Source organism: Gardnerella sp. CCPDSM, assembly GCF_056754715.1.
Window position 1 is genome coordinate 66,691 of record NZ_JBQEQO010000007.1, and the last position, 26,919, is coordinate 93,609.

The window sequence follows — 26,919 nt, forward strand, 5'->3', positions numbered from 1 at the left end:
GCGAGGACGACAGTTACTGCCGCGGTACCACCTCGCTTGCTGCAAGATGCTTAACGCTACGCTTGCAGCCTCTCGTGTTTGGCTGTGCGGGCCAACCCCGTCGGTTCTAATAAGCGAGAACCTTACAAATCCTCGCCGTTCTTCCGAAAACTCCCCGCCGATAACGGATCATCGCTTAAGTTAGAAATAATCTAACACTATCCCCTAACATTGGGAAGGATTTCGCGACTCGCGAATAATTTCATAGTTTATATTGAACAAAGCAAATAAGTAATAAAAAGTGCCCCGGATCAGAATCGAACTGACGACACCCACTTTAGGAGAGTGGTGCTCTATCCACTGAGCTACCGAGGCAACAAATGGCAATTGTACACCATGGCGTGGTTTACACGCTATAGAATGCTCAAGATTCAAGATTAGACTGCGTGCCGGCTGTAGCTGCCGTCGCCGACTGCTCCGCTTGAGCAGCGTCCAACTTGGCGCGAACCGTGGCAAGCAAGCCCTGCGCGCGCTTTGCCAGCGCCTCACCAATCTCCCACTGACGCATTGACTGATCCAGCGTTAAACCTCCAGCTTCCAGCGCCTGAACCGCCTGAACAAGCTTTTCGCGAGCCTCTTCGTACGACATTGCATTAATTGCATCGCGCTCTTCTTTCGTAAGCGTGCTCGCAAATTCTGTGCTTTCTGCATTTTCCGCTACTTCTTCTGCTTTCTTCGTTGCTTTCTCGCTCATATCTAACCTTTCGTTGTATCTAAAATATTTAAAATATCTAAAAATCTAAAATATATAAAAATTTACTTAGCTGACTTTCCGGCAGCTGACTTTACTGCAACTACTTTTGCGCCAGTCACCTTGCCAAGAACCACACCGCTTTTAAGCGTAACTGTCATATCGTCGCCGACTTTCGCGCATGCCGCGTCGTCAAGCACTCGCCCACCGCTGAGCTGCACTACGGCGTATCCGCGATTCAAAGTCGATTGCGGACTTAGCGCAGTCAAGCTAGCATGCGCCTTTTCGACTGTTAAGCTCGCGTCGTCAAGAAGTCGCACCAAACCGTGACGCATTCGCTCAACAGCCTGCTCAACCAATCGCTCGTGCGGCTCAAGCATAGTGCTCGGGCGCGTAAGGCTCGGGCGGTTCGCGTAACCTTCAACGAGGCGAATCTCATTGTCAACGCGCGCAGAAATTCGCATGCGCATAGTTTGCAGCGCGTTATCAATAAGCTGCCACTGCTCGCGAACGTCCGGGACCACGCGCTTTGCAGCATCCGTAGGAGTAGACGCGCGCATGTCTGCAGCCAAATCGATAAGCGTCCAATCGTCCTCGTGGCCGATTGCAGACACAATCGGCGTTACGCACGCGGCCGTAGCGCGAACCACACCCTCGTCCGAAAAACCAATCAGATCCTCAAAGCTGCCGCCGCCGCGAGCAACGATAATAACATCAACCTCCGGATCCGCGTCGAGCTGCTTAATTGCGGCAATAACGTCCGCCGGGCATTGCACGCCCTGCACGTGCGCGTGAACAACCTTGAAGCGCGTAACAGGCCAGCGCAAATTCACGTTCGTAATAACATCGCCCTCAGCGCGCGCTTGAGGAGCACATACGAGGCCGATGCACTTAGGAAACTCCGGCAGCGGAATCTTATTTTCCGCGTCAAATAGGCCTTCGCCTTTAAGCTTTTTACGCAACTCGTCAATTTGCGCTTTTAAGTCACCGGCACCGACGCGGCGGATTTCGTCCGCAACGAAGCTTAAACGCGTGGCTTTTACCCAAATATCCGCCTTGCCGTGAACGACTACGCGGTCGCCCTGGCGAAGTTCGCGCGCTTGCTGCACGAAATTGCTGAAGCCCATTACGGAAATCGACACTTCTTCGTTGCTGTCGCGAAGGGTGATGTAGCCGGAAGATGCGCGGCGCATGTTGATTTCGACGATTTGACCCTCGATCCACGCTGCTGGCCAGCGTTCTACGGCACCGTGGAACTTTTGGCTTAAGATTGCAACAGGCCACGGGTTTTCGACGGTTGTGTCGGCGGCTTTTAGAGGAAGCGGACGCGGCTGCGATAGATTTTGTTGCGGCTGTTGCGGATTTTGCTGCGGATTTTGCGAAACATCATCCTGGAATAATTGTGGCATCATATTCGACGAGGTCATAATTCAAGATTGACTGCTAAGAGGGACAAACGATGGCTTCGTTGCGTGTGGTGATTGGATACGAAAAAACCCAAGCGCGAAGCTTGGGTTTTGTCTGTGCCCCCTCAGGGATTCGAACCCTGGACACGCTGATTAAGAGTCAGCTGCTCTAACCAACTGAGCTAAAGGGGCGTTGGTTATCTCGGCTCGTTTCCGCGAACCGAGTAACTACTATACTCAGAATTTGATTGGACGCAAGCCGGCGTGTCGCATTGCCCTTGCTTGAAGCTGCATTTCGCGCTTCAAGCAAGCTCAATGCGGTAGCGCTTGCGTTTTGGAAACTCCAAACGTGGGGAGAATTTCTCACATTTGGAGGGTTACGGAGGGTTAGACGCTCCAAAAGCGAGGAAAGTCTCTCACATTTGGAGGGTTTGGGGTTGTGTGGCGCTCCAAACGCGAGGAAAGTTTCTCACATTTGGAGGGTTTGAGGCTGTGTGGCGCTCCAAACATGGGGAGAATTTCCAGCGTTTGTAGCTACAACTTGCTTGAGCGCAGCACAGCGCGCTTCAAGCAAGCTCAATGCGACAGCGACTGCTATCGCCTATTTGCGCGCACATGATGGCGGCGACGAACCGTAAACGTCATCATTCCGCCAGTTATAAGCGCTGCGAAAGTCGCAACTGCAGCAATAACGCCACTGCCAGTGACAGCAAGCTCAGAAGTTAAAGCTTTCGCACGATCGCGCTTAACCTTGTAGTCAGCAGCAGACGAGCCAGAAGCAGAAGAAGCAGAAGCAGCATCATTATTCGCTTTTTCAACTCCCCTCTTGTTTAACTTATTGTTATGCACGCCGTCAGTGTAAACGAAATCATTCAGCAACGCATAGCCGGTTCCAATTCCATCGGAATTATTCCCATTGGAATTATTTCCAGCAGACGCAGCTTCGGAAGACTCAGAGCTTTCTGAAGCACCAGCACCTGCACCAGCAGCAGCACCAGAATCACCATGAATCTTCTCATAAGTCAAGTTATCTTCAGCAGCAGCTTCATCAAATGCCGTAGCGTCCGCAGGAATAACCCACACGTCAGTCCACGCAATCTGATTTCCTTCAGCATCAACCAAAAGAATCGAATGCTTTCCTGAATAACCATCAGGAATCTTGGCATCAAAGCTAGGAACGCCATTATTATCTAAGGTGACTTTTACGTAGTTCGTTTCTTTATTGCCATCCATTCCATGCAATTGCACAGGCGAAGAATAGATATAAGCATAAGCGTACGCAACGCGCTTCTTTTTGAGCGTCTTTATAAACAAATTCGTAGGAGATTTTGTAGACACACCCTTCGCAGCAAACGTCAATTTCATAGGATTTAACGCGCCCGAGCGAGCAATGTTATTTTCGTACTTTCCTACCACGAGATTGCTCTTTAAAGAAGCCTTTAGTTTTGCAGAAGATTTAGGAGCCTCAACAGTAGGCGCGCTACTGGCTGGAGGCACAGAATCCGCATCTGGAATCGTGGAAGGCTTAGAGTCACCACCAGATTCTGTATTACCAGAAGCGCCCGGCTTAGACGGCTCATTTGGAGTAGTCGGCGTCACAGGCTTAGGCGTAACCGGCTTAGGCGTCACAGGCTGAGGCGTCACCGGCTTCGGCACCACAGGATCCACCGGCTTCGGCACCACCGGATTCGGCGTAACCGGCTTCGGCACCACCGGATCCACCGGCTTCGGCGTCACCGGCTTAGGCGCCACCGGCTTTTCCTCCGCAGCTTTAACAGTAAATTTCGCAGAAGTATTCTCAGTTGCCACGTTCCCTGCGTAATCTACTGCTTCAACAGAAATCGTATGCTTTCCCACTGTTAGCTTGCTAGCTGGCACAGTCACTTGCAAAGGAGCATCCAATCCAAGCTTTGCAAAATTAAGCGAATACGGGTCTTGAGTTGTTAAGGTTGACTGCACTGTTGTTTCGTTCAACTTGTGCTCTTCAGCGCCAATTTCTTCACCGTCAAGCTTCACTTTCAAAGACTTAAGATTTGCATCCTTCGCCTTTACAACAATGCCATTTTTCCCATCAATATTATCGTTGTCTTTCACACCAAGTTCCACATTAGGAACCGTAGTATCAACAACCACAGGGAATCGCGCACTCAACGCATTCTTAACGTAATTTCCTCGCCCAGAAGCAGTGATAAGCACAAAATCGCCATCTTCAACAGAAAGATCCCTATCAAACTGCTGCTTATTCGTAACTTCACCCTTTGAATCTTCAGTAGAATTATCGGCAGCAATAAGATTGTTGATTCTAAGCGTATAGCCAGCAAAATCGTCACTTATACTTCCGCTAAATTTTACTGTACTTTCTTTTGTGAAAAGCCTTCCGTCATAAAGTTTTGTTGGCGAAGTGAAAGTTACAGCTGGAGGTTGGTTATCAAAATAGAACACTGCAGGAGTGTCAAGCAATGTTTTATTACCATTTTTAATAACAAGCCTAAAATCGTTTACGCCGGTATGAATTGGGATTTGCGCAGTAAACTTTTTTTCACTGCCAATAAGCATCTGCTTTTTTACTACTTTAGCAACAATTGGTGCAGGATTAGTGTATCCGGTTCCAGAATCGTTCACGCGATTAGCTTGCGTAAACATAACTTCAGTCGCGTCAGTATCTACTTCGCCCGAAACAGTAAACTTACCGTCCTTCACATCTTTTACGCGCCAATTGTATTTGCCATAAGACATCACATTGTCAAGATAGAAGGAATATTCGTCAAAAGTAGTCTCATAATTGTCGTCGTTAGAGCTACTGCCACTTGCGTTTGGCTTAGCACCGGCAGGCTTAGCTCCGGCAGGCTTAGAAGTACCGGCAGATGCTACAGCACCAGAACCATTGTCAAAAGCAACAGTTTTAGTAGTATTATTTCGACCATTGCTTGCAACTAACGTAATCGTAGAATTGTTAGCAGCCGGCTCTACTTTAGTATCAAATAATCCATTATTTAACTTAACTTTTTCTTCTACAGACTTAATCTCAAAAGCGCCTTTCGCATTCTTCACATACTTGCTATACATTACAGAAAGCGTAAGTTTGCTTGAAGAATCATCTTTAGAAGAAACCTTACCCTTAAGCTTCACAATGCCATTCGTGCCAACAGCAACACTTCCATTTCTATCCGCACTCATAACACTAATTTTTGGTGCATCAGAATTAGAAGAGAGGCCTCCAATAATGCCTCCAAAATCGCCGCCAGAGCCGCCTATAATATCGTCAAGACCACCGCCAGAACTACTCGTAGTATTCTCGATTTTAAATGGAATATCCGTTGTTTGGCACATATCTTTTGTAATGCATGCCTTTATACGGTAAAAATACTTGCCATTTGGAAGTTTCTTACGTTTTTCGCTAGCATTCTTTGCTTTTTTGTTATAAATAGTTCCGTCAAAAGCACCATACCCAACGAATGCGGAACGACTCCTAGATACTTTTAAATCATGCATCGTAGGCCTAGAAACGTAATGATCCTCGCCTACTTCTTCAAGAAGATTCTTCGATTCGTCCAGAACAGAATACTTAATTAATTGAGCGTTACGCAACAGAGCCAAAGATGGCTTAATCGTGCGCATTTTATTAGGAGAAAACGCAACTGTACCATCGTTACCATCTCCAATTTTTACAGTGCTAAAACCAGATTTGGAAATTAAGGATGTGGTAATTCGAGCGTCACTGTTGCTATATACTTCGCCTGGCTTAAGAAGAATCGGCTCAGCATTCCAGTCTCCCACAAAACCTAAGTACGGCACAGCCAAATCAGGCTGACCACTAGTCTTAGACTTAAATGTAGCCCAGCCTTCAATATAGTGATTTGTGCCATATTGCGGCTGTAGTGTGAATGTAACTTGCTTGGTTTCGCCAGCATTAATACTTACGCTAGAATCGCTTGAATTAAGAGATTCACTAGAGTTTATAAATGTTGTAATCTTCTTTCCAGCTTTAATATTTTCATTCACTACAACTTGCTTAGGAACATCAAATTCTACAGTTTTTGAACCGTAATTGTGCAATTCAACAGTAAAGTTGTGCGAACCACTTTTTAGTTCGCGAAGAGCAACATAAGCTTTCTTCTTACCATCTTTGCTGTCTTTTACAGTTGCAATAACATTAGTTGCAATTGCTTTATCGAGTTGAGCTAATCCGGCACCAATTTGACGCGGAGCATACGGAATTCCAGTATCGCTTGAGCTGCCATCGTGAGTGAGAATTGTTGCGGTATTCATTAAAGCTTGCCTTGCACGAACAACTAATTCAGGCTTATTTGCACCAGAATTACTCGACTTATAATTTTCAAGCATTAAAGCAACAAATCCAGCAATGCTTGGAGCTGCCATTGACGTTCCAGACATTGTTATGTAGCCGTTATCGTTTTGAGTAGACCACACATTGCCACCAACGCCAGTTATTTGCGGCTTAAAATCAAGCTCTGGAGTTGGGCCCCAAGAACTAAAAATAGAAGGACGAAGAGCATTCGGATTGTTGATTGGAGTAATATCGTTTCCAAAAGAAACCTTTACGCTATTTGCACTTGCGCTATTTGCACCTGCGTTAATCGCATCAATTATCTTCAAGCCGTCTTCTCGACGAATAGACGCAATGAAGAAATCAAAACCTTCAGCACCTTCAATTCCAAGGAACAAATCCGGATTATTGGCTTGGTTATATATCACCACGCCTGAAGCACCAGCGTTCTTAGCATTCTCAAACTTCTTTTTATACGTAATTTCGCCGCGCTCAATTAGCACATATTTTCCAGAAACGTTGCGATTGTTAAAATCACTTACCCTGCCCAAGCCGGCATTCACAATCTCATGCTGCACATTTTCCGCCTCACCGTTTGGACCTCTACGCACGCAAGAGTACGGGAACAAATTCTTATTTCCGCTCTTATCAAAGTAATATCCTTCAGTTTGCATTGTAGAAGAATTCTCCACAGAACCTACAGTAAAAGCAGACGGATAAGATGCAGGCATTCCTAAAGTAGCATCATCTAACTTGCCGAAATCGTTAGTATCATCCTTATTCCAAGAGAAGTTTGAACCAAAGTTTCCAGCAGAAACAATTGGCAGCACCCCAGCTTCCAAAGCCTTACGAAGCGCATACGACGTAGCGTTAGAATTGCCTCCAAAACCATTGCTTGAACCAAGCGAAAGATTAATAACATCCGCATGAAGTTTTACAGAATCCTCAATTGCGGCCACAATATCCGCGTCACGAGCAGGACCAGGATCAGGCTTATTAGAAAAGACTTTCATTGCGAGCAACTGCGCGTTAGGAGCTGCGCCGTCAATTCGACCCATCTCGCAAGTACCGTCACTATTGCAACCGTGGGCTGCCGCAATTCCGGCAACATGCATGCCATGCTGAATTGGACTTACGTCTTTTACGTCGTAATTTTCGTCGGCATAATTAAAGCCGGCAGGAACTTTTTCGTTAAAACCGTCAATAGGCTTTAATTTTTCCGAAGCTTTGGCATCATCGTCAATGCGCATGTCTTTATGGTGAATATCAATACCGCTGTCAATAATGGAAATTACCATTCCGCGGCCGTCAAGATTCTTATGACTAGACTTAAAGGCCTGCGTTACGCCCTGAATTTCGTGAATAGACTTTAAATCATTAAGAGGATAGTACAAACGCTCTTTTTCAACAGACGCAACTTCCGGCTCATCTCGAAGATCGTCAATTTTACTTTCAGGAAGAGTGGCCTCAAAAGCATTCATCAAATAGCCAAACTGACGACGAACACTCATACTATACTTTCCAGCCCAATCTTTAATAAGCTGGTTTTGAGTAGATTTATTACTATTTTCCGCTTGCTTAGACGGCTTACGTGGCTGCTTTTTTAAAGTAACAATAACAGTTACTGGCTTATTAGCTTCTGCGTCATAATTTGCAGATTGTGCAGAATTACGCGAATTATTAAGTGCCGCACTATTATTTGCACTTTCGTTAGCAGCATTCGCCAAGGAAATAGGCATAATTAACGTTGCGAAAGCAACTATTAACGCCGCTAAACGAGTAAAGAAGCTAAGCGAAGTGCGCAAACTAAGCGAACGTACGGATGAGCTGACGCGCGAGATGGCGGAACTGACTGAAGAACGGATCCAACTCAGCAAACGATTGCACCCCATAAAATTACCCCCTAACAATGGGCATCACAAAAACGTGTGGTTCCAGAGTAATTGCGGCGCCCAAGTCAAAACTGTCTAGTTAAAGTACAGATAACCGAAATTAACTGCGTCAACTATACCATAAAATTGACTAGTACACGCGCGACGAAAGCAAGTCGTAGCGCAACTTGCGCATCACCCACGACGTAACTTGCGCATCACATCGCGCGAAACCGCCAGCAAATGCCGTCCGCGCAAAGCCCTCGCACCGCGCTTCTTACCAAACGTAATCGCAAGCATCATAGCTAGCAGCATCGCAGACATCACCATAGATGCCACAAACAGCGTCATCCACAACGGCCACTGCATATGATCCTCCGGCGGCTTCACAGGATCTGGCAGCACGCGGTACCCCGTCACGAGCAGCCTGTGCGTGTTGATTCCGTACGGCGTGCAAGTAAGCAGTGTCGCCAAGTCGCGCCCCTTCTCGCGCCGCAGCAAGCGAATATCGTTCGGCTCCACCACATTTATGCGAAACACTTTGTAACGAAGAGTCTTGCCTTGCACATCAAAATAGAAGTAGTCGCCTTTTTTCAGCGTGTTTAAATCGTCGAACATCGTGGCATCCGGCATACCAGTATGCGCCGTCACAACCGTGTGCCTGCTTTTGCCACCCACCGGCAAATCCGTGCCGTACAAATGCCCAGCTCCCATTGAGAGAGTATCCTGAGTAGTTCCGTGGTAAATCGGCAGCCTAACGCCAATTTTCGGTATTTTCACGATGCCCATAATCCCCATCGGCTCACTAAGCACTTTTTCGTACTCTTTATATTCGGGAGTATTCATGTAGTCGCTGCCACCGTTATACGGATCCGCGCTAATAATCGCCTTGTGGCGAGCGTTGTACAGCCGCGCTTTTCGCAAAATTTGCGCGCGAGTTTCTTTAGGCTCGTACTTATTTAATTTGTCGTACTCGATTGAGAGTTCCTTGGCAGCATGATTGTTGACCAAAGTAGAAACCACAGGATAGCTAAAACACAAAATGCCAATAAGAACAAGCACAACAGGCTCAGCCAGCTTGCGAAGTGGGGACATTTGTTTTGGGGAAGATTGCTCTTGCGAGGACTGTGGAGATTGATCTTGCGGAGATTGATTTTGTGGAGATTGCGCAGTTTCCGCAGTTTGCGAGCTTGCGGAATACTGCGCACTTTTGGAGGACTTATTAGCGCGAATACGAGTAAGCCGCTTAAATAGCGCGCGAGCAGACTCTGCAAAATCAGCCAACTTCATGATTCCTCCAATAAATAAACAGGGAGCCGGGAAAGCGTTAGTTAACGCGCGCCCGACTCCCCATTTTCGTTAATGCTTAAAGAAAGGGATTAACTTAAGCGCGGAGCTTAGCCTGCTCCTCTTCCTTCTTGCGACGGTGAATGTACACCACGAAGCCGGCGCCAACGAAGCACACGCCAGCGAGCGCGAAGAGAATCACGCCAGCAGCACCGGTCTTTGGAAGAAGGTTGAACCAAGCGTGATCGCTATCGTCTGGAACATCTTGGAATGGCAATTCTGTGTCAGTTTTAATATCAGTTACTGCAACAGGATCAGGATTACGGATGTAACCTTTTGGAGCTACAGTCTCTAGAATGTAGAATGTCTTATCTTTTATGACTGAGTAAGACGGGGTTACACCTTTTTCAGTGCCTTTAGTTGAGTCTGTTTCTTTTGCAGTTTCCTTCTCACCGAAGCTAGAATGAGCAGCTTTGCAGGCGGTAGTTAATTCTTCTCCAGTCTTTCCATCGGTAATAGCCTTAGAGCATGTTTTAGCAGCATCTTCAGTATCAAACATCTTGAACTTTGCACCAGGAAGCGTCTTTGTGGTGTCTTTTGCAGAAACCTTCTTGATTGAGAACTTAACGAACTCAACCTTTGCAGTTTTAACACCAACAATCGGAGAGCTGTCGCTTGAAGAAATAAACGCACCCTTGTTTTCAACAGTGTTGCCTTTAATCTTCGCCGAATCAGAAAGAGTGAATGCTAAGTCAACGAATACCTTTACAACCTTGCCAGCGTTGTCGTTCGCAGCCGCAACAAGCTTATTCATACCTGCTGTAGTGAAGGAGATAGTAATCTTATCGCGAGCAACATCAGTGCTTGTAGCAGCAATTTGATTTGGATCTTTAGCAACTGTGTAGTCAGTATTAGCAGTAAGCGTCGTATCTTTAGTACTATCAGGCTTTTCACCAACACCTAAGCTTACTTTCTTAACCACGCTGGAAATATCAGTAGGATATGTGAAGTAGTTGGCAGGAGCGAGATCAATTACAGAATAGCCGGTAAAATCTGCAGCCGTAAGATCAGTGTCAGTAGCGCTATGCTTCATCTTGGTAAGCTCGGAGGTGATTGTGTACTTAACCTCATCTCCAGCACCAATTGCGCCCTCAGTATTAGCTTCCTTCTTAACGATCTTCTTCAAATCCTTGTTCTTTGGATCCGCGTATGGAGCATAGTTGTAGACTACGTTGCCATCCTTATCTTTTTCAATCCTTGGGATTGTCATATAGAATGGCTTGGATTCTGCAGCGGAGAAGCCATTTGGAACTGTTGTTTCTTGAACTTGATACAGGCCGATTCCAAGACTTTCGAACTTTGCAACGCCCTTATCATTAGTATTTTTTGGAGAACCAGTAACAGCTTCAGCGGTTATTCCAGTAGTAGTGCCTTTATTAAAATCATTAATTTTATTGGCGACCTTAACCCAGTCAGCATACTTGGTTAAATCGATATCTGCGTTGTCGATTTGCGTCACCTTTTTTACAGTGAACCCAGCACCTTCAACAGGCTTCGACTTCTTCTGCTTGCCGTTCGCAACCTCATCTTCCCACTTGTAAATGGTGATGGAACCAGTCTTTGTTGAAGCTTCGGTACCAAGCTCCCATGGCGCTTTTCCTGACTCCACAGGTTGGGATGGATTATCACCGGTATTATCATTTTTATGCGCTTGAGGAACAAACTTACCAGTACTAGCCCACGCAACGCCGGACACTGTCACAGCGCCCGCAGCGCACAGCGTCCCAGCCATTGCGAGCGAGGCGAATGCGGCGACGCATCGTTTTGTGAAATTATTCATTTCTTCTCCTTTATTTCAGTGCCCTTGCGAGCAGATACTTCATTGCCCTTTTGAACAGCTATTTCACTGACCTTTTGAGCAGAATTTTGGTACACAAAATTTTTCATAAATGCGCGCCCACACTGTGTTTGGTCGAGAGCAAACGCAAGAACCATTAAGCATGTTGAAACAGTTGCGAAACCGCCGAGCAGCATGTTCCAGCCTGCGAATCCCGTTTTTGGAAGTTTAAAAGGCTCAACAACGTGGATTGGGAAGGAAGTCATCGTCCAATCCTTGTCTTCTTCGAGGCCGGCGCCGTCAAGAAGAGTATCGCCGTTTTGTACGGAAGTTACGCTACCCACTTTATTTGTATAAGCAGCAAGCGCCTTCGGCTTCAACGCATAAACAGCGCACTGATAGTCGCCTGTTTCTGTAGGCGCACCGCCAATAATCGAATCCGTGCGTTCGACGGCATAGAACGGGTTATACACATCCCAATCACTAGCTTCAACATCTCGCCTAAATAAGGTACGCGAAGCATCACACGAAGCTGGAGTCTTCTCGCAATTTTTAAGCTCAGTAACAGTTTTAATATGATCCCATTTATGAATTTGGTTCTCAGTAGGAGTGCTCAAGCCATTAACAGTACTAGACCAGGTTGCATCATTATCAACATTTCCATCTTTATTCAGCTTAGTGCACAAAACTCTCAGCGAAATTTTCTTATCTACATCACGCAATGACCACGCATCAAGATAAGTATTCATAGAACCAACACCACGCATCAAGAAGATACCTTGGTCTGGATCTACATCTCCATAATCATCACCTTCTGAACCAGCAACACCGCCAGCAGAAGCTTTCTTGGCCGTAACACGTAAATTTAAATCACCTTTGCCAATAGTCACAGAATTATTAACTGAAACTTTCAAATAGATAGGCTTACCTTCGTTACTGGAATCCTTATCTTCTGAAGAAGAGCCATCAGGATAATGCGCAACCACTGGCACATAGTAATCCCCTGTTTTATTCCAAGTACTCATTTTTACAGTAATCTTGCCGTACTCTTTGCCAGAGCCTGGAGAAGAATCTTTGCCAGCGTTGCTTTGATTGCCCTTAAAATAAGCCGAATAAGGACATTGATGCTCAGAATCACCATCACACTGCTTTATTTCAAACCAAGTTCCATCAGGAAGATCATGCGTGCGAGCTAGCTTACTATTGCAATTATCGCCGCCTACGCCGCACTTATTAACAGGCACAATAGAAGTTGCATCTTGGCCTGGAAGAGTATTAATTCCGTCACCATAATTAAGCTGATAGTAGTAAGACATTTTGCGGACAGTAATGTTCAAAGTCTTAGCTTCCCAAGCAATGCCTTTATTTGACTTAAACAAATCTTCTGACTTTAGCGCAGAATCAATTTCATCAATGTTGTTAGACTTATTTTTAGCTATTTGATCAAACTTCTTTACTAAAGCATCATCTTGCTTGTCTTGCGCGCCGTCATCTTTAACAGAATTTCTTAAAGCATAAACTTTGCACACAAAATTACCAGTTTTTTCTACAGTGCCAGTAAGTTTGCCAACTGTATACTCGTTTACTTGCTTAGGCTCAAAATCGGTGTGCGTTTTAACATAATTGTCGTAAACGTAATCGTCATAAAGCAAATCATCCATCTTGCAGCCATTAGCAGGATCATCAAAGCACTTCTTTTGCTGATCGTAACTCGCGTGCTTCCAAACTTTTACGTCTTTTTCATCTAACGTAAGTCCGTTAATTCCGCCAAGCTTGTAGCTTCCAGCAACAGTCTTGCCATCAGAATCCTTTTCGTAGCAAATCATGCGCTGATTAATATTGCCTACGCCAAGATGCACAGAAGAATCAAAAGTGGTTTTTTCAATCTTTTTACCAGCCATTAACAGTAAATCTGAGTTATCGGACTGTCCATATTTCAAATCTTCTTTGTCTTTGCTACTTATTGAAAGCTTCAAATCGCCAGCCTGTGGACTAAATCTCGTAACATTAACATATGCATAAACAGGCGAAGACTTGCCCTCTTTACTATTTCCAGCATCAGTAGCATCGGAAGTAGTGCCATCAGGATAGTGCACAACTACTTGCACTTTGTAACTACCTTCTTTAGTCCACCTATTTGGACGGAACGTTATAACGCCATATTTTAAAGCACTGCCACTATTCGGAATGGCTTTTGTTGTTGTGCATTCTTTAGAATTATCGCACTGTTCGCCTTCAAAAACAGCCCATTTAGAAGCGTCGTCTTTACCTTTTACATCTGTCTTAATTTCAAACTTCGTGCCAGCAGGAAGAAGCCCACGCTTGATGTTCTTCTTGCCGCGGATTGGCTTACTCCTAGGCGCGCCCGACTTATTGTTTGCACTTGTAGAAAGATTTCCAGCAACAATACTCGGGGTATTTTGATACTCCGGATTATAGTATTGCGCGCTGTTTTTGTTATTGTTGGCAGAGCTTCTGTCTTCGTTCGAACCAGTCGCGTCTTCAGCAGCTTTTTTATCTTTACTGTTTTGATCAGATTTACCGTTTTGATCAGCTTTTTTATCTTGATTAGCTTTTTTATCTTTATTGGAAGCTTCGTTTTTAGGATCTGTATTAGTCGCTACAGAAGTCTTTTTCTCAGGCTGTTGCTGCTCAGGTTGCTTCTCAGCTTTTTTATCAGCTTGACTACCGGGTTGCTGCCCAGACTGCTGATCAGGTTTCTGCTCAGCTTTTTTATCAGCCTTATGCTCGTCTTGATTCTTAAGCTCTTGATTCTTAAGCTTTTGATCACCTTTAATCTCAGAATTCTCAGCAGTCTTAGCTGTTCCTTCGGTTGAAGCGCTCGACGGAGCAATAGGCACAATCGCGAGAGCTGCGAGAGTTAGAACGCAGGACGTGAAACCGCAAATTACGCGCATAATCTTAGAAAGATTGTTACGACTACGTTGCGGAAACATCTCTAATCACCTTCGTTAAATTCAAACTCTCAAAATTTGTGTAGTCATCATTACAAAATCAAAAACCACACAACACTGCAAAACCTCTCTTAATTGCAGCCGCAGTTCTTGCAACTATACCCCCCCCCCAAGGCATTTTGCAAGCCTAATCGCGAAATAGAAGTAGTAAATGCGATGAGCAAAACACCGTTAAAAACTAAGACAACCAACTGAGAAAACAACACTCAATGCCGTTTTTCGTTACTAGCGCAGATGGCGCTCGCGTTATAAGCGCTCGCTTACGAAACTCGCGTTGGAAGTCCACTGGACTTCCAACTTAAGCGAGTTTCCGCTCCGAGTTGCCTTCGCGTGCTACGCTTTAAGCGCTTCGGCAGGTCGTCGCGCTGCACGAAAGTCCCATAACGCAGATTATCAGGCCCTAACGCAGTAACCGTACTGCACGAAGGTCGAATAACAGGCAAAATGAGACACGCGCGCAGTAAGCATACTGCACGAAAGTCCCATAATCGCCAACCAGAGGCACTGGTGCAGTACGCAATCTGCGCGAAGGTCGCATCGCGCGCTAAATCGCAGTGCTCAGGCAGATCGTTCGCGTAACTTACGCATCTGCTTTAATCCTGCTTACTCATCAATTTATTTCATAAGTTCCAAATATTTATTAGCAGCTTTACGTATTTTTGCTGGATCAATCCATCCAGTCGTAAACGATTCATTAACTGAATGAAGTAGCATAAACAGTGCGTTTGTAAGATTTCTCTTTCCCTTAGCTATGTTGTATAAATTATCAAAATGAGCTGCTTTATTTCTAATCTCTTTGATGTAAATAAGATTTTGTGCTATTACTTTCCTATCCTCATCGTCTTCTTTATTGATTTTGGAGCAATTCACAAATGGAAAGGCATTACATACAGCCTCTTTCCAAAGTTTTTGCTGAATGCGATTGCTGTTTTTTGTTTCTGAAGTTCCAACAAGTTTTACCCACGTTCCCCACATGAGTTTAGATAAAATGTCATCATGATTTATACTTGCACCAGCATGCGAGCGAACTGCAATTTCTCTAGCTTGCTTGATTTGATTTTCAATCAAATCTTTAACCAAATCTGGCGTATAAAGAGGATTAGTCCATTCCTCATTTTGCTTTTCTTTCAATGCAAGTTTGCGAAGTTCTAAATCAATTGAATTACGCACGCATATTTCTACGTATCCAATCTGCTCATGCAATACTCCTGCTAATTCATGATTCGATTTGCATATAAGCATAGCCGTATCTAAATCATTATTTGCATCGCGCATATAACGATCAAATCTAGCCACGCCACAAAATTGTTGCGCTTCCTTCAGAGTAAAAATTGCATTAGCAGTCATGAAAATATTGTACATTTAATTGACATTTACCACAAAATACAATATGGAATATGCAAATCGCCACAGAATGTGTTAGAATTTATTTTACCTGTGTAGGTTGCTCCTACACGTGATTTCATTGAGCTCTTGTTTGTTTAAAACAAGAGCTCAGTTGTTTTTGGCTGGAAGATTTTTACTAAACGTGGGTTTGTGTAGCACTCCAAACTCGTGCGCTGACGACCTGCTTGAGCGCAGCACAGCGAGCGCTTATAGTGCGAGCGTTATCTCGCGTTTGGAGGGTTTAGTTTGGCGTAGCACTCCAAACGTGAGGAGAATTTCCGGCGTTTGTTGTCGCTTTGGCGGATTTGGGAAACATTTGCGGGAAATTTTTCTCCGGCATTTGTTGTCGTTTTCATCATTTTTGACCACATTTGCCGGAAAATTCTATGGCGTTTGCGCGCCGAAACTTGCGCGCCGAATCACCCGCGCCGTAACTTACGCATCACATCGCGCGAAACCGCCAGCAAATGCTTGCCGCGCACATAAATCTCATCACGCTTCTTACGCCACACAGTCGCAAGCATCGTCGCCAACACCGCAATCGTAAGAATTATAGCGAGCACAAACAGTGTCATCCAAAGCGGCCACTGCACGCGATCCTCCGGCGGCTTCACCGGATTCGGCAGCACGCGATACCCCGTCACCAGCAACCTGTGCGAGTTAACGCCATACGGGGTGCAGGTAAGCAAAGTCGCCAAATCGCGCCCCTTCTCGCGCTGCAACAAACTAATGTCGTGCGGATCGACCACGCTAATTCGGAACACCTTGTAGCGCAAAGTCTCACCTTGCACATCAAAGTAGAAGTAGTCGCCCTTCTTCAAATTCACCAAATCGTCGAACATCGTTGCATCCGCAAGACCCGTATGCGCCGTCACAACCGTGTGGCGATTCTTGCCGCCCACCGGCAAATCCGTGCCATACAAGTGGCCGGCACCATGCGCCAACACCTCCTGCGAACTGCCGTGATAAATCGGCAGCTTCACACCAATCTTCGGGATCTTTACAATGCCCATAATGCCCATAGGCTCATCAAGCTGCTTCGCGTACTCCTTATACTCCGGCTTATTCATGTAATCCGTGGTGCCGTCGTAAGGATCGGAGCTAATAATCGCCTTATGGCGCGCATTATAGCGGCGAGCTGCGCGCAGGTGAGCACGGCGCACGTCGCCAGCTTGATCGTGGTTGTACTTGTCGTACGCTGCGGAAATTTCCTTAGAAACGCGATTATTCCAAAGCGTGGAGCACACCGGATATGCAAAACACAAAAGGCCAGCGAGCACGAAGGCGATTGGCTCGATGATGCGGCGGAGCTTAGATTTTTGCTGAGATTTGTGGGCGGCGTGGGGTTTTGGTTGATTTGGTGCGGTGGTTGGGGTGGTTTGGTTAGTTTGGTTAGCTTGGTTAGTTTGGTTAGTTTTGGTTTTGAAAAGCTTGTTTTGGGAGATTTTGTTGAGGAAAGCATATACTTTCGTAACAGCGCTGTTTAATTTCATGCTTCCTCCTTGTAAAATCTATATGCGTAAATACTTGTTTGCTGTGGCGCGAGTTTTGGGGGGATTTCTCTCCTCGCAATTTTCTTTTCGAGATTCTTGAGTATCGTCTATGAGTTTTGACTGGTGTTTTATATAGTCGGTCTGATGAGCCTCGAAAGTTTTCAGCATCGCAAGTTCCCGTCCTTCGTCGCTTTAGCTGTTAAAGACTTTACTGTCTGCTTTGTTCTTAAAAGAACGTTGCTTCCTCAGTCCTCTTTTATTGCTCTGCCCGAAAACTTTTGAGGCTCTACCACACATGCCACTAACACAAAACTCATAGACTCGTGCAGAAAGTTACGTAAGTGCGTGGTTTACTAAGTGCAACTAAAGTCGAAAAATTAAGCTGCGGGTGGTTGCGTGGTTTGTGTGCCTGGCGTGGAGTGTGCAGCAGCACGGACGCTAGTGTTCTTTAAGCAACAAATACTCAACGTCAGCAGAGCAATACTGTTAAAGTTCGCTAAGCAACAAATAGTCACTGTTCGCAGAAGCATTACTGCAAAGCCACAGAAACAACGTCAGCAGAGCAATGATGCAAAGCTACATAAACATCTGCAGGGAACGAAAAACAAGAGTTTTAAGTTATAGCTAGGCGATTAAAGTCTAGCGTGAAGCACGTTTACAACTTTAATCGCCTAGCGGATTGCAATTCCTAAGAATTGCTCGGAATCAGGCAGCCTGCTGCTCTTCTTCCTTCTTGCGGTTGCGCATGAAGAGGAAGATGCCCAAGCACACCAAGCACACGCCAGCCAACGCGAAGATCACAACGCCAGCGGCACCGGTCTTTGGAAGCTTGAACCAAGAACCATTGTCCTTGGTTGGCACGTTCACAATTTCAACTTCCTGAGCAGCTGCACTAGATTGAGCAGTAGTCAAAGAAACTTCATGAGGCTGCTCAGAACGAGCATAACCTTCTGGTGCGTTAACCTCAACAAGATAAATTTTGCTATTTGTATCTGTAACCTTGGCAACGTAATCAGCAGTCTTGCCGTCTTTGCCAGTGGTCGTAATGGTTCCTTGATCACCAGCTGTAGTTCCAGCAGGATCAGCAAAACCTGTCATTGCTTTATCGCAAGCTTTAGCAGCGTCCGGGTTAGCAGCACACTTCTTAGCTTCATCTTGATCAGCAAACGCCTTGAATTCAGCCTTCTTAAGAGCCTTTGTATTATCAGTTGCATCGACTTTCTTAATGTGGAACTTACGGAACTCAGTCGTTGCTTCACCGCCAGTAGTTGGCGTATCTGGAACGCCAGCGGTGTGGCCTGGAACGAAGCCAGACTTGTTAGTTAACTTCTTATCGGAACCAACAAAACCAGAAATATCCGTTTTCAACTTAAGTTCTAATTTAACAGTAACTTTAACATCAGTACCATTTGCAGTATTCACTGCTGCAGCAATTTTTCCAAGACCTGCATCTGTGAAAGCAACTTTGATACGAGTACGAGTTGTATCTCCAGGAGCAGTTAATGCTTCAGAAGTCACCGTGTAGTCAGCTGCAACCATAGCATCATTCTGACCTACAATCTTAACTTCTTTAACAACATCCTTAGCAACAGAATCATATGCAGTAGTTACAGCATCATCGAAAACAGCAAAACCTTGGAGCTCATCCTTCGTAATTCCAGTATTAGAATCAGCAGCATCGGACTTCTTCTTGTTTACTGTTGCAGTAATGGTATAAGGCAATGTATCACCAGCACCAACAATCTTCCCGTTATCGGCGGTCTTGGTGACATTATCCTTAACATTGGTATTCTTAGGGGAAACTGACACTTCATATGTGTAGGTATTGTTCTTATCTTTGGCTCCACGAGTAATCTCTGGAACAGTCATGAAGAACGGCTTCACATCAGTTGCATAGCCAGTAGGAGCAGACTTTTCCTTCACCAAATACAAGCCCAAAGCAAGGTTATCAAATTCAGCCTTACCATCTGTGCCAGTAGTCTTTTCCGTTTCTGTACCTAATGTAAGCTTAGTTTCATCAAGAGGAGTGGTGTTAAGCTGATTTACTTTTCCAGCAAGCTTAGTCCAACCTTCCTCAGAAGTTAAATCTACAGTAAGACCAGTGGTATCGCTTTCACCAGTCTTAATATTAGTAACCTTCTGAATGGTAAAAGTAGCACCTCCTAAAGCTTTATTGCTGTCGGAAGCATCTTGCTTCTTAATGATAATTTTACCCTTCTTGGTGGTAGCTTCAGTACCAAGATCCCATGGAGCTTTTTCAGCTGTTGCTGCAGGACCATTAGCAAATGCTACGTTGTTTGCAACCACGGCGCCGGCGACGCACAGCGTGCCAGCCATTGCGAGCGAGGCGAATGCCGCCACGCATTGTTTAGTGAACTTATTCACTTTCTTCTCCTTTATATCAGTGCCCTAGCGGGCAGGTTTGAGGAAAATACGTTTTGTTCGGGAAATAACCCTTTGCTTGGGAAATAACCCTTTATTTGTTGTTGTGTTGCGGTCGGCCGCGAGCGCTGCGTTTCATAGGAGAGCTCGCGTTGCCTAGCAACAAGTTGTGCCGCGCAATCCGCTTCGTTTCTGCGATTCTGCGTTGCTGCATTTCTGCGATTCTGCGATTCTGCATTGCTGCATTTCTGCATTTCTGCGTTTCCGCAATGCTGCATTTCCGCAATTCTGCGTTTCCCATGCTTTTAGCAGCACGCAAGTCGACGTGCGACGCGGCGGTCATACTGCAGTTTTTAGGCTGCAGAAAATTTTCATCAGCATCGCCACCTTTCGGTAGCCCACCTTCTGACGCGCCTAAATGCGGCACGCAACCATCCGGTGACCTTGCGAGCAAAATCTTTTACAGGCGCACAATATTCGTCAAATCGCCTAATATCCTTGACTTTTTTGACTAAACCGCGCCAAATTTCGGAAATCTTACGGTTGCTGTTGCTGTTTCGTGCGATGTTGGCTTGCGTAGCGTGAGATTGCGTAGTGCGAGCTTGCGTGATGCTTGCGGTAACGCCGCGAGCAACGCCGCGCAAACCGCACATCATGCCAGCAGCCGCGCCGACAGCAGCACTAGCCGCGCCAGCGAGCATCGCGTGACCCCACTTCGTCTGATCAACGAAGAACGCGCCGCACATAACACACATGCCGATCATCGCCACCACCAGCAGCGCCATGCTCATCCCCTCGCCGCCGGTCTTTGGCAGAGCGAATTTGTCGACCACGTTCACCTTGAACGATATGCGATCCCAGTCTTGAGATTTCACTAGAGAACTATCTGTAGTCCTAAGATCTACATTCCACATATCAGTTGATGTGTAAGAACCGTCGCTTGCAGGAATATTCTTTTTAACAGCTGTATCAAAAGCAGTAAGTGCCTTATCTTTCAGAGCAAAAACAGAGCAAGAATACGTTCCAGTCTCTTGAGGAGCGCCCTCGATTTCTTCTTCCCTGCGCGCAACCGCACTTTCTACACTTCCAGGATTAGCATTATCGTTCAGCAAGCCGTAGAGAACATGGTCAACATTGCATACACCATTTTCTCTACAATCTTTCTGCTGCTCTTCGGTAGCAAAAGTCCATTTAGGAGTTCTATCGCCGTACTGATTACCCAATCGCATATTCAGCGTGTTTTCAAGCCATCGGCTCCACTTTTGCTCATTAGATTTAGTGCACATCATGCGCAGATTGATATTGCCTTTATCTTTTACGCTCCACGCTTGCACAAACGGGTTTTTAAGCAACCCAATGCCCTTCATAACTGTAAGATCACTCTTACTATCAAGAGGACTATCTGTATCCTTAGCTTTAGTTAAGACCATCCTCAAATCAGTACGATTATAGCCCAAATCAGTCACTTGCACTTTTGCAAACACAGGGTTCATGGTGCTGGTTGCACTCGCTGAAGCCTTAAACTGGTTATTGCCAGCATCAAGATCGTCCGAAGTAGAGCCGTCTGGGTAGTGAACAATCACATGCGTCTGGTAGTAATCTTTAGGCTCAATCGTTACGTCTGGGTGGAATGTAACTTTGCCATACTTAGAGCCTGAGTTTAAACTAATATCTTTACCACTATGATTGAGTGGGTTAGTTGGATCATGACTTAATGGATTACTTTGGTCTTTAGGCGCATTGCTATCCTTCTGACCCTTCTTCCAGAATGACCAATCGTATGCGTTATCGTACGTTGCAGGCTGAGACGCGCTCTGTTTCAGCTCAAACCAAGTGCCATCAGGGAATGCTTCACCATCAGCAATCGCATTATATGCAAGCGATTTCCGATTTACCTGATCGCCAGTCGGCTTCTTGTTCTTTGGCAAACCAGACTGCACTTCCTTACCAGCTTGCACAGACACCTTGTCGTACACTGGATTGTAATTGTGTGCTTGAGTGTGAATGTGGATTGGTATTGTGCGCTTCGCATAGTCAACGCCTTCCACAGCGTTTTTACTGCCGTTATCACCATCAAGCTTCCACTTGAAGTTTTGCAAAGGATTAGTGTTATTCTTACTTGCATCTTTGTTGAGTGTTTTAACAGCTTTGTCGAATCTATCAAGCAAATCGTCATTGTCATTAATAAGATGCTGCTTATCTTTAATCGCGTACACTACGCACTCGTAATCACCAGTCTCGTTAGCCGTACCCTTAATCCATCCGCGAGTACGCTCAGTTGTGTTGCGTGAGTTACCATTCGTAATGTAATCGTCGTACAGCTGCGTATCAGGGTGGCACTTGCTTCTATCCTTCTCGCAAGCTTTCTGCTGTTTCGCATCCTCTGTATGATACCAAATCTTTACATCTTGCATCTTAATGCCAGCAATACCGCCCGACTGGTAGTGAGACTTAGTGCCATCTGGATTAGCCTTATGGCAGATTGTGCGCAAATTGATTTTTCCAGGCTTATACACGGACCAAGAATCAAGCCAGCGAGCCGTCTGTTTGGAAGTACTGAGCTCCTCGCCTTTACTAAGATTAATAGCAGTATCTTGCCAGTCGCCGCTACCTTCTTTATCACCAACATTCAAGTGCAAATTGCCAGCTTCCTCATCATGCGATCGAGTAATGTTTACAGTCGCATAAACGGGTTTGCCAAGATTACCAGAGTCCGAATCTTCAGAAGTGGAATCGTCCGGGTAGTGCACAATAACCTGCTTTTTTTCAGGCCTACCAATAGTTGTAGAAGGGAACCACCTGTGCGGTCGGAACGTAACCTTACCAAACTTGCCCGTAGGATTCTTAGCTGAATTACCAGAGTCAGCTTTATTGTCTTGATCATCTTCAAAGAATGCGTAACTTAAAGAACCCTTTAGTTCAAACCAAGTGCCGTCCGGCAGCGCGCCTTCTTTAACATCGTCTTGCAAAGTAGTAGCACCATTAGCATTCTTCTTGCTTTGAGGCACCTCAGTGGCTTGTTTGGTGCCGGCCTCCATTGTAAGGGTGGCATATTGAGGGTTGTAGTAGTGAGCGTCCGAGTGCACGTGAATTGGGAAGGTTACAGAGTCCCAATCGACGTGCCTTTGAGTAGCATCAATAGGATTGCTTTTACTGCCCTTCTGATCCTTTAAGACTGTCTTAATAACATCTTCAAACTTGCGTTCGCCAGGATTCTTTACAAACTTATTTAGCTCTGTATCAAACTTAGTTTGCAATCCACCACGCTTACTTCCATTTTCAAGGTCTTTAATAGAGTACACAGTGCAAACAAAGTCGCCACTCTTCTTGTTTACATTGCCCTGTAACCAGCCCCAAGTGCGCTCTGTGGTATCATGCTCATCACCATATAAGTAAAGGCTACGGTTGCATTTGCTACCATTGGCTTTACACTCATTCCGCTGCTTTTCAGTAGCCGTAAGCCATTGAGAAGGTTTACCTACAACAAAACTACCGCTTTGTGTATTGCCTTCTCGACCAGCAAGTTTTAGACCATTAACACCATCAATCTCATAATCTGAGCGCTTATTAGTCGCCTTGTCTAACTTATAGCAAAGCATGCGCTGATAAATTTTTCCTGGCTTAGCGCTTGACCACGAGTCAAAGAACATTGGCTTAGTGTTGCCTTTACCATCACCTAACACTTCACCTGGGCGGAAACGAATACCAGCATTATCGTTGTCCTCAATTTGTCTTCCGCCGGCACCAAGGTGTGAATAAACCTTAAGCTTTAAATCATCATCTTGATATTGTTGATTAGTCACAGACACAGGTGCATACACAGGTTTGCCAAGGTTACCAGAATCTGGATCTTCGGAAGTTGAACCGTCCGAATAATGCACAATTACAGGAGCTAAATACTCTTTAAGTTCTGTACCTCTTAATGGTTTAAAAGTAACTTTGCCATACGCAGTGTCAGAAGTAGTATCTTCGGCTTCATTTTCATTCTGTTTTTTATTACTCTGCTTATCTTTAAAACTAGACCACGAAAGCCAATCTTTTGAATCCGAATGTTTTGAGTATTTCTTTAACTCAAACCATGTGCCTTTTGGCAAACTTGTACCATCTGGCACAAGATCGTTTTGGCTATTATCGCTTCCTACATCATTAGCACCACGCTTGCTTACTGGAGCAGCAGAAGTAACTTCAGACAAAATCTTCACATACGACTTCGTGTACTGAGGGTTATACTTGTGCGCCAAAGAATGCGCAACAAAAGTTACTGTTTTAGACTGCCAATCGTATTTTTGGCTACCACTAGGCAAAGTGAAGTTATGATTTTTAGCTTTGGCAGCATTATCAAAATCAGTTTTCGCTTGACTTCCATCTCTTAAAGCAAACACGCGGCAAACGTACTTACCGCCCTTCTTAGGCGTGCCAGAAATCTCACCACGCGAACGTTCAATAGTAAAAGCGTCACCATCAAACAACTTTTTGCTATTGCACGTTCCGTTATTAAAGCAAGTTTCCTGCTCACTATCGCTAGCGTGAGGCCATTTTTCAGTCTGCTTAAAAGTCAAACCGTTAATAGTATTATCGTTATTCGTTTTAGATAGGTCACTAAAGGTATAGTCTGACTTTGTTACTTTATTATTTTTCCCCGTTGTTTCCTTCCAACAGAGAGACTTCAACGATATTTGACCAATTTGGTACTGAGCCCACGAGTCAATCCAAACTCTTGGATTAAGCGGATCGTTAACAGTGATAGTAACAGAGCCATTTTCCCCTAAATTACTTCCATTCTGACCGTTATGAATATTCAACTTCAGCTCAGAATCTCTAGGATTTGGACGCTTAAGATTAACCGAAGCATACACTACGCTCTTGTTAAAATCTCCTCTTGCGTCAGCATTACCTGCGTCGTCATCAGTAGAACTAGAACCATCCGCATAGTGAACTACTACAGGAGTAATATACTTCTTGACAGGCTCCCTCCATTTGTTTGAATAAAAGCGGACTTTTCCATTATTTTTATCTTGCTGCTCTATGCGCGACCAATCAAGCACAGGATCGCTCTTTAGAGTATTCCTACCAGACTTTTTTGTGTACTGCTTCAGCTCAAAAGTAGCACCTTTAGGAAGATCGCCAGACCGAATAATATCCGCATTCTTCTTGCTTTTATCCTTAACACTTTGTGGTTTAGCAGTGTAAACAATAGGTACAATACTTCCCTGATCGTCACCAGTTTTTTCTGTCAAATCAATTGGAGTGTAAACAGGATTATACAGTGACGCTTGCGAAACGACCTTTATTTTAGTTGTGTGCAATTTACGTAAAGGAGTTTTGTAATTACAGTTATAAGGGCGCTTAGAAGGATCTGGATAAACAATCTCAGTTCCAAAATCAAGAACTTTGCCTTTATCTTCTTTCCTAGGATTATATGTTATTTGACCAGTCTGATTATTAATATAAACCGTTCCTTCTTTCATGTTAGACGGAGAATCAACTATTCTCACACCTGAAGGAACATTCTTAAGCTTATAAGTTATGCCTATATGCTGAGGAACATTAGTGGAAGTTTTGCCGTTATACGCAAATTTTCCATCGGAACTATCTCCTTGCCACTCTCCTTCCTTAATAAAAGGATATAAAGTAATAGGCTTACTATAAGTTGTAATTGGAACGTTAGATTTTCCATAATCTTTCAGCATATCTTCCTTATATGCTGGATACGAAATATCATCATTATTCTTAGGATTCATTTTGTACTGATGCTCAACAAAATCAGGTATGCCATCACCGTCGGTATCAAATGGGCCCATAACAGAATACTTGTTTTTACCTGTTCCTTTAGCAGAAGTCCATCCCGCTATAAACGGAAGCATCATAGCATCATATTCAGTAAGTCCCTTATTTAAATAACCAGATATAACCCATCTACGAGGAAATTCTTCATTACGAAATTCTTGACTAGAAAATACTCTGCCAAATCCTCCCCTATCTTTCCAAGCGCGCACTTCACACATGTTATATTCATAAGTTTTTGCGCCATCACCTTCGGTATTGTTATAGTGATATATCGAATTTGGATCTGTTGGACGCCCACCAAGGCCATGATTGTTAGAGCCGACTGCCAGAGAGTCGTTCCATGAAATTTCAAAATCTTTATCAGTATAATACCAAGTCTTTCTACTGGCTCTATGGCTAGGCCAAGTACTTCTATTTAATACTTCGTCTGGTTTATCAGGCCAGTAAAATGAAACTACGCCAGCTTCGATACTTCTTTGAGCAATTGATTTCGCAACGGTTATAGAACTATCTTCTATTTCCTTTGGAATCCAAGCATAAAACCAAGATGGCCTATCAAATCCCGTACCTAAAGAAGGCTGATTACCGTGTTCACCTTTACCAAACTGACCTAAAGAAGGTTTACCTGCGCGACGACCACCGATAGAATTCGTATTAAAATAGACATCCCAAGTAACCTTTATTCTATCTTCACCATTCACATTAACTTTTGCTATATCAGGATATCCAATACTCATATCACGTATGACATCAACGACAGCTACAGAATCATGACTCATATAACCATTACCAGCGTAATCCCACCAAACCTGCGCAGCGTTTGCAGGCTTAGCAGGCACAACAAAAGTCGCAAAAAGCGTGGTAGCGGCTACGAGCATTGCGAAGAGCGAGCGGCGGAAAGTGCGGGCTGGGCGTGCGGTGCGGAAACGTGCGGTGCGGAAAGAAGAGTCAGAGTCAGCGAAGTTGCATACGGAGTTAGAAGCATCAGAGTTAGAGGAAGAGTCAGATACGGTTGCGCCGGAAGTTGCGCTAGAGGTAGCGTTGAGCGCTGCATCGCGCTCGCTGGTTTTATGCCAAGACAAAGCGCGCAACGCAAGACGACCCACGCGTGATGCGAATCCACTAAACTTTGCCGGTAACATATTCCTCACCTTCCTAATCACCGCCGCCGCAAAAGGCTGATTTTTCGCGCATTTGACCCTCTAAAACAATTCGTCATTGCGCAAAAATCAAGCCGCTTGCAGCACACCTGCAACACATCTTCATCACATCTACAATCAATTGAAAAACAATCGCAATCGATGTAGCGCGCACTGCAACCAATCTCAACAATCGCAATCGATTTCAGCGTGCCTGCACTTGCAAAACAATCCAGCTGGCGAATCTTTATAAGCGTAAATTAGAGATCAAAACTCATCTTCCCTAATCTACGAGAACGCCGGCCAGTAAGCCAACTATAGGTAGAGAGTATATCATA

Annotated in this window: 10 protein-coding genes and 2 tRNA genes; all 12 read right to left on the reverse strand. The window is 44.9% G+C overall.

The features are described 5' to 3' along the window. Positions 1-281: 281 nt before the first annotated feature. The 12 genes from ACTJLE_RS05530 to ACTJLE_RS05585 all read right to left on the reverse strand — a co-directional run bounded on the left by ACTJLE_RS05530 (position 282) and on the right by ACTJLE_RS05585 (position 26,584). Positions 282-354: transfer RNA gene (locus ACTJLE_RS05530), tRNA-Arg, on the reverse strand. Positions 355-403: 49 nt separating this feature from the next. Next, positions 404-733: an exodeoxyribonuclease VII small subunit gene (locus ACTJLE_RS05535; protein ID WP_481267789.1), complete on the reverse strand. Its 330-nt coding sequence runs from the start codon at positions 731-733 to the stop codon at positions 404-406. A 62-nt stretch (positions 734-795) separates the two neighbouring features. Next, positions 796-2,142, reverse strand: coding sequence for an exodeoxyribonuclease VII large subunit (gene xseA / locus ACTJLE_RS05540; protein WP_481267812.1), 1,347 nt, complete (start codon positions 2,140-2,142; stop codon positions 796-798). Positions 2,143-2,254: 112 nt separating this feature from the next. Next, positions 2,255-2,328: transfer RNA gene (locus tag ACTJLE_RS05545), tRNA-Lys, on the reverse strand. Between the two features lie 402 nt (positions 2,329-2,730). Beyond that, on the reverse strand, positions 2,731-8,316 hold the full coding sequence (locus ACTJLE_RS05550) for a S8 family serine peptidase (RefSeq protein ID WP_481267790.1): 5,586 nt from the start codon (positions 8,314-8,316) through the stop codon (positions 2,731-2,733). Positions 8,317-8,490: 174 nt separating this feature from the next. Beyond that, complete coding sequence (locus ACTJLE_RS05555) at positions 8,491-9,585, reverse strand: class C sortase (protein WP_481267791.1); 1,095 nt, start codon at positions 9,583-9,585, stop codon at positions 8,491-8,493. Between the two features lie 94 nt (positions 9,586-9,679). Continuing rightward, positions 9,680-11,422, reverse strand: a complete 1,743-nt coding sequence (locus ACTJLE_RS05560; protein WP_481267792.1) for a SpaH/EbpB family LPXTG-anchored major pilin — start codon at positions 11,420-11,422, stop codon at positions 9,680-9,682. Beyond that, the gene (locus ACTJLE_RS05565; protein WP_481267793.1) at positions 11,419-14,376 is read right to left on the reverse strand and encodes a hypothetical protein; all 2,958 of its coding nucleotides are present in this window, start codon (positions 14,374-14,376) and stop codon (positions 11,419-11,421) included. The genes ACTJLE_RS05560 and ACTJLE_RS05565 overlap by 4 nt, the downstream gene beginning before the upstream one ends. A 633-nt stretch (positions 14,377-15,009) precedes the next feature. Continuing rightward, entirely contained in the window at positions 15,010-15,741 is a 732-nt protein-coding gene (locus ACTJLE_RS05570; RefSeq protein ID WP_481267794.1) for an Abi family protein, read from the reverse strand. 458 nt (positions 15,742-16,199) lie between these two features. After that, positions 16,200-17,273, reverse strand: a complete 1,074-nt coding sequence (locus tag ACTJLE_RS05575; RefSeq protein WP_481267795.1) for a class C sortase — start codon at positions 17,271-17,273, stop codon at positions 16,200-16,202. A gap of 705 nt (positions 17,274-17,978) precedes the next feature. Further along, positions 17,979-19,658: a SpaH/EbpB family LPXTG-anchored major pilin gene (locus ACTJLE_RS05580; protein ID WP_481267796.1), complete on the reverse strand. Its 1,680-nt coding sequence runs from the start codon at positions 19,656-19,658 to the stop codon at positions 17,979-17,981. Between the two features lie 371 nt (positions 19,659-20,029). After that, a complete protein-coding gene (locus ACTJLE_RS05585) occupies positions 20,030-26,584 on the reverse strand; it encodes a hypothetical protein (RefSeq protein ID WP_481267797.1) in 6,555 nt (2,184 codons plus the stop codon). Positions 26,585-26,919 lie beyond the last annotated feature (335 nt).